Source organism: Streptomyces tuirus, assembly GCF_014701095.1.
GTDB classification, from domain to species: Bacteria; Actinomycetota; Actinomycetes; order Streptomycetales; family Streptomycetaceae; genus Streptomyces; species Streptomyces tuirus.
Genome location: NZ_AP023439.1, coordinates 3,107,538 through 3,121,917, shown reverse-complemented (window position 1 = coordinate 3,121,917; position 14,380 = coordinate 3,107,538). Strand labels below are relative to the sequence as shown.

14 protein-coding genes are annotated in these 14,380 nt (G+C 71.1%); 9 read left to right on the top strand and 5 right to left on the bottom strand.

The genetic code is table 11. The features are described from left to right. Positions 1-74 precede the first annotated feature (74 nt). Both IGS69_RS14230 and IGS69_RS14225 read right to left on the bottom strand, forming a co-directional pair. The gene (locus tag IGS69_RS14230; protein ID WP_190899777.1) at positions 75-539 is read right to left on the bottom strand and encodes a hypothetical protein; all 465 of its coding nucleotides are present in this window, start codon (positions 537-539) and stop codon (positions 75-77) included. Between the two features lie 80 nt (positions 540-619). Then, a complete protein-coding gene (locus IGS69_RS14225; protein ID WP_190899775.1) occupies positions 620-1,108 on the bottom strand; it encodes a GNAT family N-acetyltransferase in 489 nt (162 codons plus the stop codon). A 60-nt stretch (positions 1,109-1,168) separates the two neighbouring features. On the opposite strand from IGS69_RS14225, the gene IGS69_RS14220 reads away from it, so the two are divergent. Further along, positions 1,169-1,972, top strand: coding sequence for an exodeoxyribonuclease III (locus IGS69_RS14220; protein WP_190899773.1), 804 nt, complete (start codon positions 1,169-1,171; stop codon positions 1,970-1,972). Positions 1,973-1,984: 12 nt separating this feature from the next. Here IGS69_RS14220 and IGS69_RS14215 read toward each other — a convergent pair whose 3' ends face one another. Beyond that, positions 1,985-2,602 (bottom strand): MerR family transcriptional regulator, encoded by a 618-nt coding sequence (locus IGS69_RS14215; RefSeq protein WP_190904493.1) that lies wholly within the window; start codon positions 2,600-2,602, stop codon positions 1,985-1,987. Between the two features lie 154 nt (positions 2,603-2,756). On the opposite strand from IGS69_RS14215, the gene IGS69_RS14210 reads away from it, so the two are divergent. The 4 genes from IGS69_RS14210 to IGS69_RS14195 all read left to right on the top strand — a co-directional run bounded on the left by IGS69_RS14210 (position 2,757) and on the right by IGS69_RS14195 (position 6,382). Continuing rightward, positions 2,757-4,280, top strand: coding sequence for a flavin-containing monooxygenase (locus IGS69_RS14210; protein WP_190899771.1), 1,524 nt, complete (start codon positions 2,757-2,759; stop codon positions 4,278-4,280). Beyond that, positions 4,277-5,200 carry an alpha/beta fold hydrolase gene (locus IGS69_RS14205; RefSeq protein ID WP_190899769.1) on the top strand — a complete coding sequence of 308 codons (924 nt, stop codon included), beginning with the start codon at positions 4,277-4,279 and terminating at the stop codon, positions 5,198-5,200. The genes IGS69_RS14210 and IGS69_RS14205 overlap by 4 nt, the downstream gene beginning before the upstream one ends. After that, positions 5,197-6,081 (top strand): SDR family oxidoreductase, encoded by an 885-nt coding sequence (locus IGS69_RS14200; protein ID WP_190899767.1) that lies wholly within the window; start codon positions 5,197-5,199, stop codon positions 6,079-6,081. Before IGS69_RS14205 ends, IGS69_RS14200 begins: the two co-directional genes overlap by 4 nt. Before the next feature lie 76 nt (positions 6,082-6,157). Next, on the top strand, positions 6,158-6,382 hold the full coding sequence (locus IGS69_RS14195; RefSeq protein WP_190899765.1) for a hypothetical protein: 225 nt from the start codon (positions 6,158-6,160) through the stop codon (positions 6,380-6,382). 68 nt (positions 6,383-6,450) lie between these two features. Here IGS69_RS14195 and IGS69_RS14190 read toward each other — a convergent pair whose 3' ends face one another. Then, positions 6,451-9,693 carry a S41 family peptidase gene (locus IGS69_RS14190; RefSeq protein WP_190899763.1) on the bottom strand — a complete coding sequence of 1,081 codons (3,243 nt, stop codon included), beginning with the start codon at positions 9,691-9,693 and terminating at the stop codon, positions 6,451-6,453. 156 nt (positions 9,694-9,849) lie between these two features. On the opposite strand from IGS69_RS14190, the gene IGS69_RS14185 reads away from it, so the two are divergent. Both IGS69_RS14185 and IGS69_RS14180 read left to right on the top strand, forming a co-directional pair. Further along, on the top strand, positions 9,850-10,452 hold the full coding sequence (locus IGS69_RS14185; protein ID WP_190899761.1) for a TetR/AcrR family transcriptional regulator: 603 nt from the start codon (positions 9,850-9,852) through the stop codon (positions 10,450-10,452). A 96-nt stretch (positions 10,453-10,548) separates the two neighbouring features. Further along, positions 10,549-12,753 (top strand): MMPL family transporter, encoded by a 2,205-nt coding sequence (locus IGS69_RS14180; RefSeq protein WP_190899759.1) that lies wholly within the window; start codon positions 10,549-10,551, stop codon positions 12,751-12,753. Positions 12,754-12,813: 60 nt separating this feature from the next. Here IGS69_RS14180 and IGS69_RS14175 read toward each other — a convergent pair whose 3' ends face one another. Continuing rightward, positions 12,814-13,215: an ATP-binding protein gene (locus tag IGS69_RS14175; protein WP_190899758.1), complete on the bottom strand. Its 402-nt coding sequence runs from the start codon at positions 13,213-13,215 to the stop codon at positions 12,814-12,816. Positions 13,216-13,352: 137 nt separating this feature from the next. On the opposite strand from IGS69_RS14175, the gene IGS69_RS14170 reads away from it, so the two are divergent. Continuing rightward, positions 13,353-14,198, top strand: a complete 846-nt coding sequence (locus IGS69_RS14170) for a helix-turn-helix domain-containing protein (RefSeq protein ID WP_190899754.1) — start codon at positions 13,353-13,355, stop codon at positions 14,196-14,198. Next, on the top strand, positions 14,195-14,380 hold the full coding sequence (locus tag IGS69_RS14165; protein ID WP_190899752.1) for a DUF397 domain-containing protein: 186 nt from the start codon (positions 14,195-14,197) through the stop codon (positions 14,378-14,380). Before IGS69_RS14170 ends, IGS69_RS14165 begins: the two co-directional genes overlap by 4 nt.

Sequence of the window (14,380 nt, the reverse complement as noted above, 5' to 3'; positions counted from 1 at the left end):
CCGGCGTGCCCGACAGGGAGGCGGCCAACGGGGAGCAGCGGGGAGTCTCGGCGGATGGCCCAGGAACGCGCATGCTAGTCCTGAGAGGCTTCCATGACGGGCCGCAGGGCACCTGTCCGCGTACTCGTCCAGACGCCATTCGCCAGCAACGTCAGGCCGACGAGGACCATCAGACATCCGGAGAGGCCGGCCAACCCCGCTATGGATGTCTCTCCATCCGGATCGCCGACGCCACCGGGGGTCGGCTCGGTGCTGAGCCAAGTCACCGCTGCCCGCGCCTGGATCACCACCAGAACGCCCAAGGCCATGAGCAGGGAGCCCATGGAAAAGTCGTAAGGGCGACTCGGGTTCCCTTTCCGTGGCCGCGACCGGACGACCCCGCACACCAGTGAAACCGGGACCGTGAGGAGCTGACCGACAAGCAGCCCCGTCAGCATGGCGAGACGAAGGTGGTCGAGTCCCTCACCTCTGGGGTCGAAGATCAGGGCTCCTGCGCCCCCTGCAAGAAAGCCGATCGCCACCGCACGGATCAATGTCACGTCGGACAGGATGCCGGAAGAGACGCCAGTCGCAACCATCCAGGTCCGTCACAGTCCCTCTGGCCAACCCTGAGCCCCCGTCAGCCCGCGGACCGCAGGTCCTTGGCGAAGCAGCGGCTCGCCTCGTGGAAACGGTAGTAGCCGAACTTGGCGCACGGCTCGTAGCCGCTGGACGTGTACAGGGCGATGGCCTCCGGCTGCTTGGTGCCGGTCTCCAGGACCATCCGGACGCGGCCCGCCGTGCGGGCGTCCTCCTCCAGCGCTGCCAGGATGCGGCGGGCGAGGCCCCGGCCGCGCATGCCGTCGATCACATACATGCGCTTGAGCTCGGCGTCGCCGTCGACGTTGCCCTCGTCGTTGGCGTCCTGGGCACGCCAGCCACCCGACGCCACGGGGGTGCCGTCCTCGTCGTACGCGATCAGGTAGGTGCCGTTCGGCGGGTCGAAGTCCGCCGCGGCCATGGGCGTGGCGTCGCCGTCGTCCCCGTAGCGGACGGCGTACTCGGCCTGGACCTGGTCGTTCAGCTTCAAGGCGTCGGGGTGGTCGAAGGAGACCCGGCGTATGTGCATGGCCGCTACCGTATTCGATCCGGAACTGGACCTTGTCCAGTGTGGGGGTATTGTGCCGGGGTGCTCACTGTGACCTCTGTGAATGTGAACGGGCTCCGTGCCGCCGCGAAGAAGGGCTTCGTGGAGTGGCTCGCGGAGACCGAAGCCGACGTGCTGTGCCTTCAGGAGGTGCGGGCCGAGCCGGAGCAGCTGCCGGAGCACGTCCGTGCGCCCGAGGGGTGGTACGTGGTGCACGCGCCGGCGGCCGCCAAGGGACGGGCCGGGGTGTCCCTGTACAGCCGCCGCGAGCCCGACCGGGTGCAGGTCGGCTTCGGGTCGGAAGAGTTCGACGGCAGCGGTCGGTATGTGGAGATCGACCTGCCGGGGGTCACCGTCGCTTCCCTCTACCTGCCCTCCGGCGAGGTCGGCACCGAGCGGCAGGACGAGAAGGAACGCTTCATGGGCGAGTTCCTCGCCTACCTCAAGGTGCTGCGGGAGCGCGCCGCCGCCGAGGGGCGCGAGGTGCTCGTCTGCGGCGACTGGAACATCGCCCACCAGCAGGCCGACCTGAAGAACTGGCGTGGGAACCAGAAGAGCTCCGGGTTCCTGCCGGAGGAGCGGGAGTGGCTGACCCGGGTCTTCGATCTCGCGGACGGCGGATACGTCGATGTCGTCCGTGCACTGCACCCGGACACCGAGGGGCCGTACTCGTGGTGGTCGTACCGGGGGCGGGCATTTGATAACGATTCAGGCTGGAGGATCGACCTTCACGTGGCCACCCCCGGGCTCGCCGAGCGGGCGGTGAAGGGGTTCGTCGAGCGGGCCGCCACGCACGCCGAGCGGTGGTCCGACCATGCTCCCGTGACCGTGGTCTACGACCGCTAGCAGGGCCGCCCGCTAGGGCCTGCGCATCCTCCGGTCCAGCGCCAATGACAGTTCCGCCTCCACCACGCTGCGGGCCAGGGGGCGCAGGCGGGGGAGGTCTTCGGGGGTGGCGTGGGCGAGGACCAGGTCGGTGAAGAGTTCGGCGAGGGCGTCGGCGTGGGTGCGGACCTGTTTGGCGGCGGCGAGGACCGCGGCGAGGGGGATGCCCTCGTGGACCAGGGCCGAGGAGACGTCGAGGAGGCGGCGGCTGACGTGGACGATCTCCTCGCCGTCGGTGCCGAGGTAGCCGAGGTCCATCGCGGCGGCGAGGTTCTCCGGGGTGGCCTCGCCCGCGAAGTGGTCGGCGAGTTCCTCGGGGGTGAGGTGGACCGGCTCCTCCTCGGTGGGGCCGCCGACGCCGAGCAGGTCGCCGACGTCGCGGCCGTGGTCGAAGGCCTCCGCCAGTTCCGCGATGCCGCTGAGGGTGTGGCCGCGCTCCAGCAGGGCCGTGATCGTGCGCAGGCGGGCCAGGTGGTGGTCGTCGTACCAGGCGATGCGGCCCTCGCGGCGCGGTGGCGGGATCAGTTTGCGTTCGCGGTAGAAGCGCAGGGTGCGCACCGTGATCCCGGCGAGGCGGGCCAGCTCTTCCATGCGGTATTCACGCTTCTCGGCCACCTGGGCACCTTAAGGCGTACCAGGGGTAACTTTCCCGGCCCGCCCCCTACCCATCGGTACGCCGCTGCCCTACGCTCCCATTGCGCCAGTGTTCACTGGCGCGGTTCTCGTGGTGTGTGGAGGTGTCGGCATGGGCGAGCGCGAACACGAACATGTGCGGGTCGCGGTGGTCGGGTCCGGGTTCGGCGGGCTGGGGGCCGCCGTGCGGCTGCGCCGCGAGGGTGTCACCGACTTCGTCGTCCTGGAGCGGGCGAGCAGTGTCGGCGGCACCTGGCGGGACAACAGCTACCCGGGGTGTGCCTGTGACGTGCCCTCCCATCTGTACTCGTTCTCCTTCGCGCCCAACCCCGACTGGCCGCGCACCTTCTCGGGGCAGGAGCACATCCGCGCCTATCTGGAGCACGTGACGGACGTGTTCCGGCTGCGGCCGCACATCCGCTTCGACTCGGAGGTGAAGCGGATGTCCTGGGACGGTGAGCGGCTGTGCTGGGACATCGAGACCAGCAGCGGCAGTCTCTCGGCGGACTTCGTCGTGTCGGCGACCGGGCCGCTGTCCGATCCGAAGGTGCCGGACATCCCGGGCCTGGAGTCCTTCCCGGGCCAGGTGTTCCACTCCGCCCGCTGGGACCACGACTACGACCTGCGCGGCAAGCGCGTCGCCATGGTGGGCACCGGCGCCTCGGCCATCCAGATCGTGCCGGCCATCCAGCCCGACGTCTCCGAGCTCACCCTCTTCCAGCGCACCCCGCCGTGGGTGATGCCCCGCATCGACCGGGCCATCAGCGACGCCGAGCGCTGGGTCCACCGGCGGCTGCCCTTCACCTCGCAGGTCCGTCGCGGACTGCTGTGGGGCATCCGGGAGTTGCAGGTGCAGGCGTTCACCAAGCGCCCGAACGAGCTCGGTTTCGTCGAGCAGCTGGCCCGGCGCAACATGGCCCGCTCCGTCAAGGACCCGGTTCTGCGGGCGAAGCTCACCCCGGACTACCGCATCGGCTGCAAGCGGATCCTGCTGTCCAGCACGTACTACCCGGCGATTGCGCAGCCCAACGTGGACGTCGTCGCGAGCGGCCTCGCCGAGGTGCGCGGCTCGACCCTGGTCGCCGCCGACGGCAGCGAGGCCGAGGTGGACGCGATCGTCTTCGGCACCGGGTTCCACGTCACCGACATGCCCATCGCCGACCGGGTGGTGGGCGCCGACGGGCGGACCCTGGCCGAGACCTGGAAGGGCGGCATGGAGGCCCTGCGCGGCGCCTCGGCGGCCGGCTTCCCCAACTGGATGACGGTCATCGGTCCCAACACCGGCCTCGGGAACTCCTCGATGATCCTCATGATCGAGTCCCAGCTGAACTACCTCGCCGACTATGTCCGTCAGCTCGACGTCCTCGGTGGCCGGGTCGCCCTGGACGCCCGCCCGGACGCCGTGCGCGCCTGGAACCACCGGGTGCAGGAGCGTATGAAGCGCACCGTGTGGAACACCGGCGGCTGCACCAGCTGGTACCTCGACGCGAGCGGCCGCAACACCACCATCTGGCCCGGTACGACCGCCGAGTTCCGGCGGGCGACACGGCGGGTCGACCTCACCGAGTACGACGTCCTGCGGGCGCCCGCGGCGAAGAAGACCGCCGCCGCCGAGAAGGCGGAGGTGGACGCGTGAGCCGCCTGCTTCACGTCGACTCCGGGCCCTACGCCCCGCCCTCCCCGGCGCGTGAACTGACCGCCGTGTCCGCCGACGGCGCCCGGCTGCACGTGGAGGTGCACGGGCCCGAGGGCGCGCCCGCCGTCGTCCTCGCCCACGGCTGGACCTGCTCCACCGCCTTCTGGGCGGCGCAGATCCGCGACCTGGCGGCCGACCACCGGGTCATCGCCTACGACCAGCGCGGCCACGGACGCAGTCCCGCGAGCCCCGCGTGCAGCTCCGACGCGCTCGCCGACGATCTGGAAGCCGTCCTGGAGGCCACCCTCGCGCCCGGCGAACAGGCCGTGATCGCCGGGCACTCCATGGGCGGGATGACGGTGATGGCGGCCTCCGGGAGAGCCGCCTTCCGGGCGCACGCGGCCGCCGTCCTGCTGTGCAGCACGGGCAGTTCGCAGCTGGTCGCCGCCTCCACCGTCGTGCCGATGCGGGCCGGGCGGGTACGGACCTGGCTGACCGGGCGGATCCTCGGCTCCCGCGCCCCGCTCGGGCCGGTCACGCCGCTGGCCCGCCGGATCCTCAAGTACGGCACGATGGGCCCCGGTTCGGCCCCGCACATGGTCGAGGCCTGTGCCCGGATCGTGCACGCCTGCCCCCGCAAGGTCCGCTACTCCTGGTCGCAGGTGCTGGACCTGCTCGACCTCGACCACGGCGTGCGGGAGCTGGACGTGCCCACGGCAGTGATCGTCGGCACGGCGGACCGGCTGACACCGCCGGTGCATGCCCGGGCCCTGGCGGCGGCGCTGCCGGGGTGCACCGGGATCGTCGAACTGCCGGGCATCGGGCACATGACGCCCATCGAGGCGCCCGAACTGGTCACCGGCACCATTCGGGAACTCGTCCACGCACACATTCAGGTCGTATCCGAGGAGAGCGCATGAGCAGGGTGAGCCTCGAAGGCAAGGTCGCCGTGGTGACCGGGGCGGCGCGCGGCGTCGGGGAGTTGCTGGCCCGCAAGCTCTCCGCGCGGGGCGTGAAGGTGGCGCTGGTCGGCCTGGAGCCGGACGAACTGAAGCAGGTCTCCGGGCGGCTGCACAGCGAGAGCGACCACTGGCACGCCGATGTCACCGACCACGAGGCGATGGTCCGTGTCGCGGGTGAGGTCAAGGAGCGCTTCGGCCGGGTCGACATCGTCGTCGCCAACGCCGGTGTCGCCACCGGCGGTCCGTTCGCCGACTCCGACCCGGAGTCCTGGCGGCGGGTGATCGAGGTCAACCTGATCGGCTCGGCGGTGACCGGCCGCGCCTTTCTGCCGCTGCTGACGGAGAGCCGGGGCTATCTGCTGCAGATCGCGTCCCTCGCCGCGATCACCCCGGCGCCGATGATGACCGCGTACTGCGCGTCCAAGTCGGGCGTGGAGGCGTACGCGCACAGTCTGCGGGCCGAGGTCGGGCACCGGGGCGTGAAGGTGGGGGTCGGGTATCTGTCCTGGACCGACACCGACATGGTGCGCGGGGCCGATCAGGACGACGTCATGCGGGAGTTGAGGCAGCGGCTGCCCTGGCCGTCCAACAAGACGTATCCGCTGGGGCCGGCCGTGGACCGGCTGGTGGAGGGGATCGAGCGCCGCTCGAGCCATGTGTACGGGCAGTGGTGGCTGCGCGGCATGCAGGGCGTGCGCGGCTATCTGCCGGCGGTCATCGGGACGGTCGGCCAGCGCGAGATGCGGCGGTTCGCGGACCGGCTGACGGGCATGCGCACGGGCCTGGTCGGAGCGGGCGGAGCGGCCGACGAACAGCAGCGGACTACGCTGCGTAAGTGATCGACATGCGCAGCGTCATGGCCCGTGTGAATCTGATCGAGCCAGATCCCCTCACCCCCAACGGGAGTGAACCCACATGGGTATGAAGGACCAGTTCCAGGAGAAGTCCGAGCAGTGGCAGAACCAGGCCCGCCAGAAGGCGGACCAGGCTCGCGAGCAGGTGCAGGGCCGCGGTCGCCGGCGTGACGAGGACATGGACCCCTCGCACCCGCAGCGGGACCGCGAGCACTCCGAGCCGCAGCGCGACCGTGAGCGTGAGCGTGACCAGGAGGACCGCTTCGACCAGGACTACGACGCCTGACGTTGCGTGCCGAAGGGAAGGGGCTCCCCTGAGCGGGGCGCCCCTTTTCCCTTGTCCCGCCCGGGCGTTCAGGGCCTGGGCGGCAGCTTCGGGCGGGAGCGGTCCGGTACGTCGCTGTAGGTCGGCGGTGTAGCGGGCGGGTTGATCTCCAGCAGCCCGAGTGCCAGCTCCACCGCGTCGGTCAGCTGGGCGTGCCGCCCCTCGGCCCAGTCCAGCGGGGTGCGCAGGACGTCGATGTCGGGGGCGACGCCCTTGTTCTCCACCGACCAGCCGTACGCGTCGAACCAGGCGGCGTTCATGGGCACCGTGATCACCGTGCCGTCGCCCAGTTCGTGGCGGCCGGTCATGCCGACCACGCCGCCCCAGGTGCGCTGCCCCACGACCGGGCCGAGCTTCAGCAGCTTGAACGCGGCGGTGATCATGTCGCCGTCGGAGGAGGTCGCCTCGTCCGCCAGCGCCACGAGCGGGCCGCGCGGCGCGTTCGAGGGGTAGGACACCGGCTGGGCGTTGCGGGTCAGGTCCCAGCCCACGATCGTCCGGCTCAGTGTCTCGATGACCAGCTCGCTGATGTGGCCGCCCGCGTTGCCGCGCACGTCCACGATCAGCGCCGGGCGGGACACCTCCATGCGCAGGTCGCGGTTGAACTGTGCCCAGCCCGAACCGCCCATGTCCGGGATGTGCAGGTAGCCGCAGCGCCCGCCGCTCAACTCGCGCACCACGGCACGGCGTTTGGCCACCCAGTCCTGGTAGCGCAGCGGCCGTTCGTCGATGAGCGGGACGACGGCGACCCGGCGCGGTGGCCCCTGGCCCTGCGCCGAGTCCTCGGCCGGGACGAAGGTCAGTTCCACCGTCGTGCCGCCCGCGCCGGCCAGCAGCGGATAGGGGCCCGTGTCCGGGTCCACCGGGCGGCCGTCGACATGGGTGAGGATCGCGCCCTCCCGGATGCCCGTGCCGGCCAGCGGGGAGCGGGCCTTGGAGTCGGAGGAGTCGCCGGGCAGGATCCGCTTGACCACCCAGCGGCCGTCCCGGCGTACGAAGTTGGCGCCGAGCAGGCCCTGCCGGCGCTGGTAGTGCGGCGGGCCCTCGTTGCGCCGGGCGGCGGTGACGTAGGCGTGTGAGGTGCCCAGTTCGCCGAGGACCTCGCGGAGCAGGTCGGCGAACTCGTCGGGGGAGGCGACCCGTTCGACCAGTGGGCGGTACTGGTCCAGCACCCCGTCCCAGTCGATGCCGCACATGCCCGGCTCCCAGAAGTAGGCCCGGGTCAGCCGCCCGGCCTCCGCGTAGGACTGCCGCCACTCCGCCGCAGGGTCGACCGTGTGGAGGATGCGGCGGGCGTCGATCCACACGGTGGAGTCGCTGTCGCCCGGCTCGTTGGCCGGCACCGCGCGCAGTTCGCCCTCGTCCACGATCACCAGCCGGCTGCCGTCGCCGCTGACCGCGAACCAGTCGAGGTGCTGGGCGAGTTCGGACTTCTTGGCCTTGGTGATGGAGAAGTGCTCCAGGGTGGGGCGGCCGCTGGTGTCGTCGGGGTTGGCGAAGGTCTCGCCGAGGGCGCCGGAGATCGGCCAGCGCAGCCACACCAGCCCGCCGCCGGCGACCGGGTGCAGCGCCGAGTACTTGGAGGCGGCCACCGGGAACGGCGTGACGCGGCTCTCCAGCCCCTCGACCTCGACGGTCACGGCTCCGCTGTCCCCGTTGTCGTCGTCCTCGACCGGGTCCAGGCCTCCGGCGGCCGGGCGGCCCTCGGGGTTCAGCGCGAACGGGGAGGGTGTCGCGGAGGACAGCGGCACGAGGTAGGGGCGGCAGCCCAGCGGGAAGGACAGGTCGCCGGTGTGCACGTCGTAGACGGGGTCGAAGCCGCGCCAGGACAGGAAGGCGAGGTAGCGGCCGTCGCGGGTGAAGACCGGGTTCTCGTCCTCGAAGCGGCCGTTGGTCACGTCGACGACGACCCGGTCGGCGAGCCGGGCCATCTTGATCTGCCGCAGGCTCCGTCCGATGCCCGGGTGGGACCAGGTGAGCCATGCCCCGTCCGGGGAGAAGGCGAGGTCGCGCACGGGCCCGTTGATCGACCGGATCAGCTCGGTGACCTCGCCTCCGGAGTCCTCGGTGACGTCGACGAGGAGGAGCCGGCCGTCGTGCGAGGCGACCGCGAGCCGCTCGCCGTCGGGGTCCGAGATCAGCTCGCGCACCCGGCCCAGCTCACCCGGGGCCAGCCGCCGGGGCGCGCGGTCGCCGCTCGCCCTGGGCAGGAAGGCGATCTCGATGGCGTCGTCGCCCTCGGCGTCCGTCACGTACGCCACCCGCCCGCTCGCGCCGAGCATCTCCGGCATCCGGACCCGGACGCCCGGGGTGTCGGTGAGGGTGCGGGCCGGGCCGTCGCGGTGGGTCAGCCAGTACAGGCTGCCGCGCACGACGACGGCGCTGGCCCGCCCCGTCTCGTCGACCGAGAGCCCGTCGACGTGCCGGGACGCGGCCACCTGGTAGGGGCGCCGCCCCGCCCGCGCCCCGCTCAGCCGTACGTCCAGCCGGTGCGGCACGGAGTCCGGCGACAGGTCGTCGACGATCCACAGATCGCCCGCGCACTGGTAGACGACGCGGGTGCCGTCGCTGGCGGCGTGCCGGGCGTAGAAGGCGTCGTGGTCGGTGTGCCGGCGCAGGCCGGAGCCGTCGGGGGCGCAGGAGTAGAGGTTGCCGACGCCCTCGTGGTCGGAGAGGAACGCGATGCGGCCGCCGACGAACATGGGGGAGTGCAGATGGCCGCCGATGCCCTCCAGCAGCCGTTCGCCGTGCAGCCAGAGCCTGCCCATGGCGCCGCCGCGGTAGCGCTTCCAGTAGGCCGGTTCGTGCGGCGGGGTGCCGGTGAGGAGGAGGGATCTGCGCTCCCCGTCCACGTCGGCGACCTGGATGTCGGAGACCGGCCCCCAGGGCAGTTTGCGGCCCGGGTCGCCGGCCGGGGCGACCTTGTAGGCCCAGGTGAAGTAGGAGAACGGCTCGCCGTGTGAGGCCACGGCCAGGATCTCGCCGTCCGGGGTCCAGCCGCAGACCCGGGTGTCGGCGCTGCCCCAGTGGCTCACCTGGCGGCCCGGGCCGCCGTCCACCGGGACGACATGGACCTCGGGCACCAGGCTGCGCCAGCTCGTGTACGCGAGGTGGCGGCCGTCGGGGGAGAAGCGCGGGTGGCCCAGTTTGGTGCGGTCGACGGTGAGCCGCCAGGCGCGGGCGGGCGTGTCGAGCGGGGCGAGCCAGAGGTCGTCCTCGGCCACGAAGCACAGCAGGTCGTCATGGAGGTGAGGCAGGCGCAGATAGGTCACGTCCTCATGCTTTGCCGGGGGACGGACCGGGGCAAGTCCAGGCAATTCCACGGCCGTGACCCAGCGCACGTACGAAACCGTTTCGTTTCTATGACGGAGTGCGCTACCTTGGTGGCGTACGAAACAGTGTCGTTCGGAAGCAGGAAGGTGAGAGAGATGGCTGAGGTCGCCGCCGCGCGTCGCAGTCGCATCACCCCCGAGCGTGAGGCCGAGTTGTACGCGGCCGTGCTCGACCTGCTCCGGGAAGTCGGCTACGACGCCCTCACCATGGACGCCGTGGCAGCCCGCACCCGGTCCAGCAAGGCCACGCTCTACCGCCAGTGGGGCGGCAAGCCGCAGCTGGTGGCGAAGGCGATCCGGCACAACAAGCCGGGCAACATCGCCGACGTCGACACCGGGTCCCTGCGGGGCGACCTGCATGCCCTCACCGCACGTGAGGACGACTGCGCCATGCAGCAGAACGCCGCGCTGATGCGGGGCCTGTTCATGGCGGTGCACGCCAACCCGGACCTCCTCCAGGCCTTCAAGGAACTGCTCATCGAGCCGGAGATGGAGGAGTTCCGGCGGGTGGTGCAGCGGGCCGTCGACCGCGGCGAGATCCGCGCCGACCGCCCGGCACTCGACTTCGTCGTGCACATGCTCGTGGGGGCCTTCGCGACCCGCACGCTGATCGACGACCAGCCACCGACACAGGCCTTCCTCACCTCGTACATCGACGCCGTGGTCCTCCCCGCCCTCGGCGTACGCACCACCGACTAGTCCCCTGAGCCAGCCCCTACCTGACGTATCCGCTCACGTCGTCGGGCCGATCACCCCTGCCCTGAACATCCCACGACTGACCGGGAGTACGCCCTCGTGGCCACATTCCTCTACAAACTCGGCCGGCTCTCGTTCCGGCGGCGGCACCTCGTCGCCCTGATATGGGTGGCCCTGCTGACCCTCGCCGGTGTCGGCGCCGCCAGTGCCCCAGCCGCGGGCAACAGCTCGTTCTCCATCCCCGGCACCGAGGCCCAGAAGGCCTTCGACCTGCTGGAGCAGCGCTTCCCCGGCACCAGCGCCGACGGGGCCACCGCACGCGTCGTCTTCAAGGCGCCGAGCGGCGAGAAGATGACCGACCCCGGCAACAAGGCGACGGTCCAGGACACGGTGAAGGAGCTGTCCGACGGCTCCGAGGTCGTCCGCGTCACCGACCCGTACCAGGCGAAAGCCGTCAGCAAGGACGGCCGGATCGCGTACGCGCAGGTGTCGTACAAGGTCTCCGGCATGGAACTGGACGACGCCGCGAAGGACGCCCTCGAGGACAGCGCGCAGGACGCGCGCAAGGCCGGGCTGACCGTCGAGATCGGCGGCGACGCCCTCCAGGCCGTGCCGCACACCGGCTCCAGCGAGGTCATCGGCATCGCGGTCGCCGCGGTCGTCCTGGTCATCACCTTCGGCTCGCTGGTCGCGGCCGGGCTGCCGCTGCTGACGGCGCTCATCGGCGTGGGCATCGGCGTCTCGGCGATCACGGGCCTGGCCAGTGCGCTGGACCTGGGCACGACCACCTCCACCCTGGCGATGATGATCGGCCTGGCCGTCGGCATCGACTACGCGCTGTTCATCGTCTCCCGCTACCGCGCCGAACTGGCCGAGGGCCGCGAGCGCGAGGAAGCGGCCGGCCGGGCCGTCGGCACGGCGGGCTCCGCGGTGGTCTTCGCGGGCCTGACCGTGGTGATCGCCCTGGTCGGCCTGTCCGTCGTCAACATCCCGATGCTCACGAAGATGGGCATCGCGGCGGCCGGCACGGTGGCCATCGCGGTGCTGATCGCCCTGACGATGATCCCGGCGCTGCTCGGCTACGCGGGCCGCAGGGTGAAGCCGATGGGGGAGAAGGGCAAGCTCCTCGGCCGGACCCCGAAGCAGAAGCCGGAGCGCCCCAACCTGGGCACCCGCTGGGCGAGCTTCGTCGTCCGCCGCCCGCTCGCGGTCCTGCTGCTCGGCGTCATCGGCCTCGGCGCGGCGGCCGTCCCGGCGACCTCCCTCGAACTGGGCCTGCCCGACGACGGCTCCCAGCCCACCTCCACCACCCAGCGCCGCGCCTACGACCTGCTGTCCGAGGGCTTCGGGCCGGGCTTCAACGGCCCGCTGATGGTCGTCGTCGACGCGAAGAACAGCGACGACCCCAAGGCGGTCTTCACCCAGACCGGCGACGAGATCAAGGGCCTGAAAGACGTCGTCACCGTCACACCGGCACAGCCCAACAAGGCCGGCGACACCGCCACCATCACCGTCATCCCCGGCTCCAAGCCCTCCTCCATCACCACGGAGAACCTGGTGCACGGCATCCGGGACGCGGGCGCGGACATCAAGGCCGGCACGGACGCCACCGTCCTGGTCACCGGCAGCACGGCGATGAACATCGACGTCAGCGAGAAGCTCAACGACGCGCTCGTGCCCTATCTGGTGCTGGTCGTCGGCCTGGCCTTCCTGCTGCTGATCGTGGTCTTCCGCTCGGTCCTGGTCCCGCTGAAGGCGGCCCTCGGCTTCCTGCTGTCGGTGATGGCGGCCCTCGGCGCGGTCGTCGCCGTCTTCCAGTGGGGCTGGCTGTCCGGCCTGATGGGCGTCGAGCAGACCGGGCCGGTCATGTCGATGATGCCGATCTTCATGGTCGGCGTGGTCTTCGGCCTGGCGATGGACTACGAGGTGTTCCTCGTGACCCGGATGCGGGAGGCCTACGTCCACGGTGAGAAGCCGGCGCAGGCCGTCGTCACCGGGTTCCGGCACGGCGCGCGGGTCGTCACCGCCGCCGCGGTCATCATGATGGCGGTCTTCGCCGGCTTCATCGGCTCGTCCGAGTCGATGGTCAAGATGATCGGCTTCGGCCTCGCGATCGCGGTCTTCTTCGACGCGTTCATCGTCCGCATGGCCATCGTCCCTGCCGTCCTGGCCCTCCTCGGCCGCACGGCCTGGTGGCTCCCGAAGTGGCTCGACCGCGCGCTGCCCAACGTCGACGTGGAGGGCGAGGGCCTGCGCACCGCCTCCGGCGACGACGACGGAGACAGGGAACTGGTCCGCGTCTGACCGCTCGGGAGGGACCGGCCGGTGAGGGCACCGTGGGGACGGAGCGCCCTCACCGGCCCGTCACATGGCCGCGTCGACTTCGGCCCACACCGTCTTGCGCGGATGCGGACCCGGTGCCACGCCCCAGCGGTCGGCGAGGGCGGCCACGACGAGGAGCCCCCGGCCGGTGGTGGCGTCCGGGGCCGGCCGGGTGAGGTGGGGGAGCCGGTCACCGCGCGTGTCCGTGACCTCGATACGGAGGGTGCGGCCGACGACGTAGAGCGTCAGCCGGAAGTCCCGGCCGGGGACGCGCCCGTGAGTGGCGGCATTGGCCGCGAGCTCGGCGACGATCTGGCCGGCCGGGTCCAATGGCACTCCCCACGACCGGAGTTGCTCCGTGGCGAGGAGCCGGGCGAGCCGCGCCCCGCGAGGTGTGGGGGAGAGCAGAAGGCTGAGGTTGCGGATGGTGGTCTCCTGGTCCATGTGACTCAGCGTGGCGGAGTCGGCGCACCGTGACCGGCGGCAGCGGGTCTGCGTATGGCTACTGTCCGGGGCTTGTCTCGTGCTGTCTCGGCTGTCCCGGTCGTTGTGCGGGTACGGCTGCGCGATGGAGGTGGGGCATGAACGAGGCTGTCGACGAGGCCGGCTGGGATGTCGAGCCGGGCGACGAGATCGAGCCGCTGGTCCAGGCGGTGGGGAAGCTGCTCAAGGTGTGCCGGGAGGCGGCGGGCCTGCGGGTCGCCGAGCTGGGCGAGGTGCTCGGTTACGGCGAGGACATGATCCGCAAGATGGAGCGGGGGGCGCGGATCCCCCGGCCGGAGTACCTGGACAGGGCGGACCAAGTGCTGAACGCCCAGGGGCATCTGCGGGCGTTCACGAAGGACATGGAGAGGGCCCGGTATCCGAAGCGGGTGCGGGAGCTGGCGCAGCTGGAGGAGCGGGCGGTGGAGATGTTGCTCTACAGCCACCACAACATCCACGGACTGCTCCAGACGCCGGAGTACGCGAGGGCGTTGTTCGAAATGCACCAGCCCGTATACGCGCCGAGCGAGGTCGAGCGGGGAGTCGCCGCGCGTGCGGCCCGGAAGTCGGTCTTCGAGCGGGAGCCCGCTCCCACGCTCAGTTTCGTCCAGGAGCAGGTGACGCTGGAGCGCCCTCACGGTGGGAGGATGGTCCTGCGGCGACAGCTCGAACATCTTCTGGAGATAGGGCAGTTGAGGAACGTCACGCTCCAGGTCATGCCGACCGACCGTGAGGAGCACGCGGGAGTCCAGGGCCTGATCGAGGTGCTGAAGTTCGCCGATGGCACGGCGGTCGGACGTTCCGAAGGCGCGTTCAACGGCCGCCCGGTCTCAAGTCCTCGGGATCTTCGCATCCTTGAGTTGCGCTATGGAATGATCCGGGCACAGGCTCTCACGCCGAGGGAGTCGCTGGCCTTCATCGAGCGGCAGCTGGGAGAACTATGAGTGCCCCGGAACTCCACTGGTTCAAGAGCAGCTACAGCAGCAGCAGCGACATAAACGACTGCCTAGAGGTCGCCCACACCCCCGCCGCGGTCCACGTCCGGGACTCCAAGACCCCGGCGACTCCCCACGTGACGGTCGCGTCCGCCACGTGGGAGTCGTTCCTCGCGTACGTCACCGAGTGA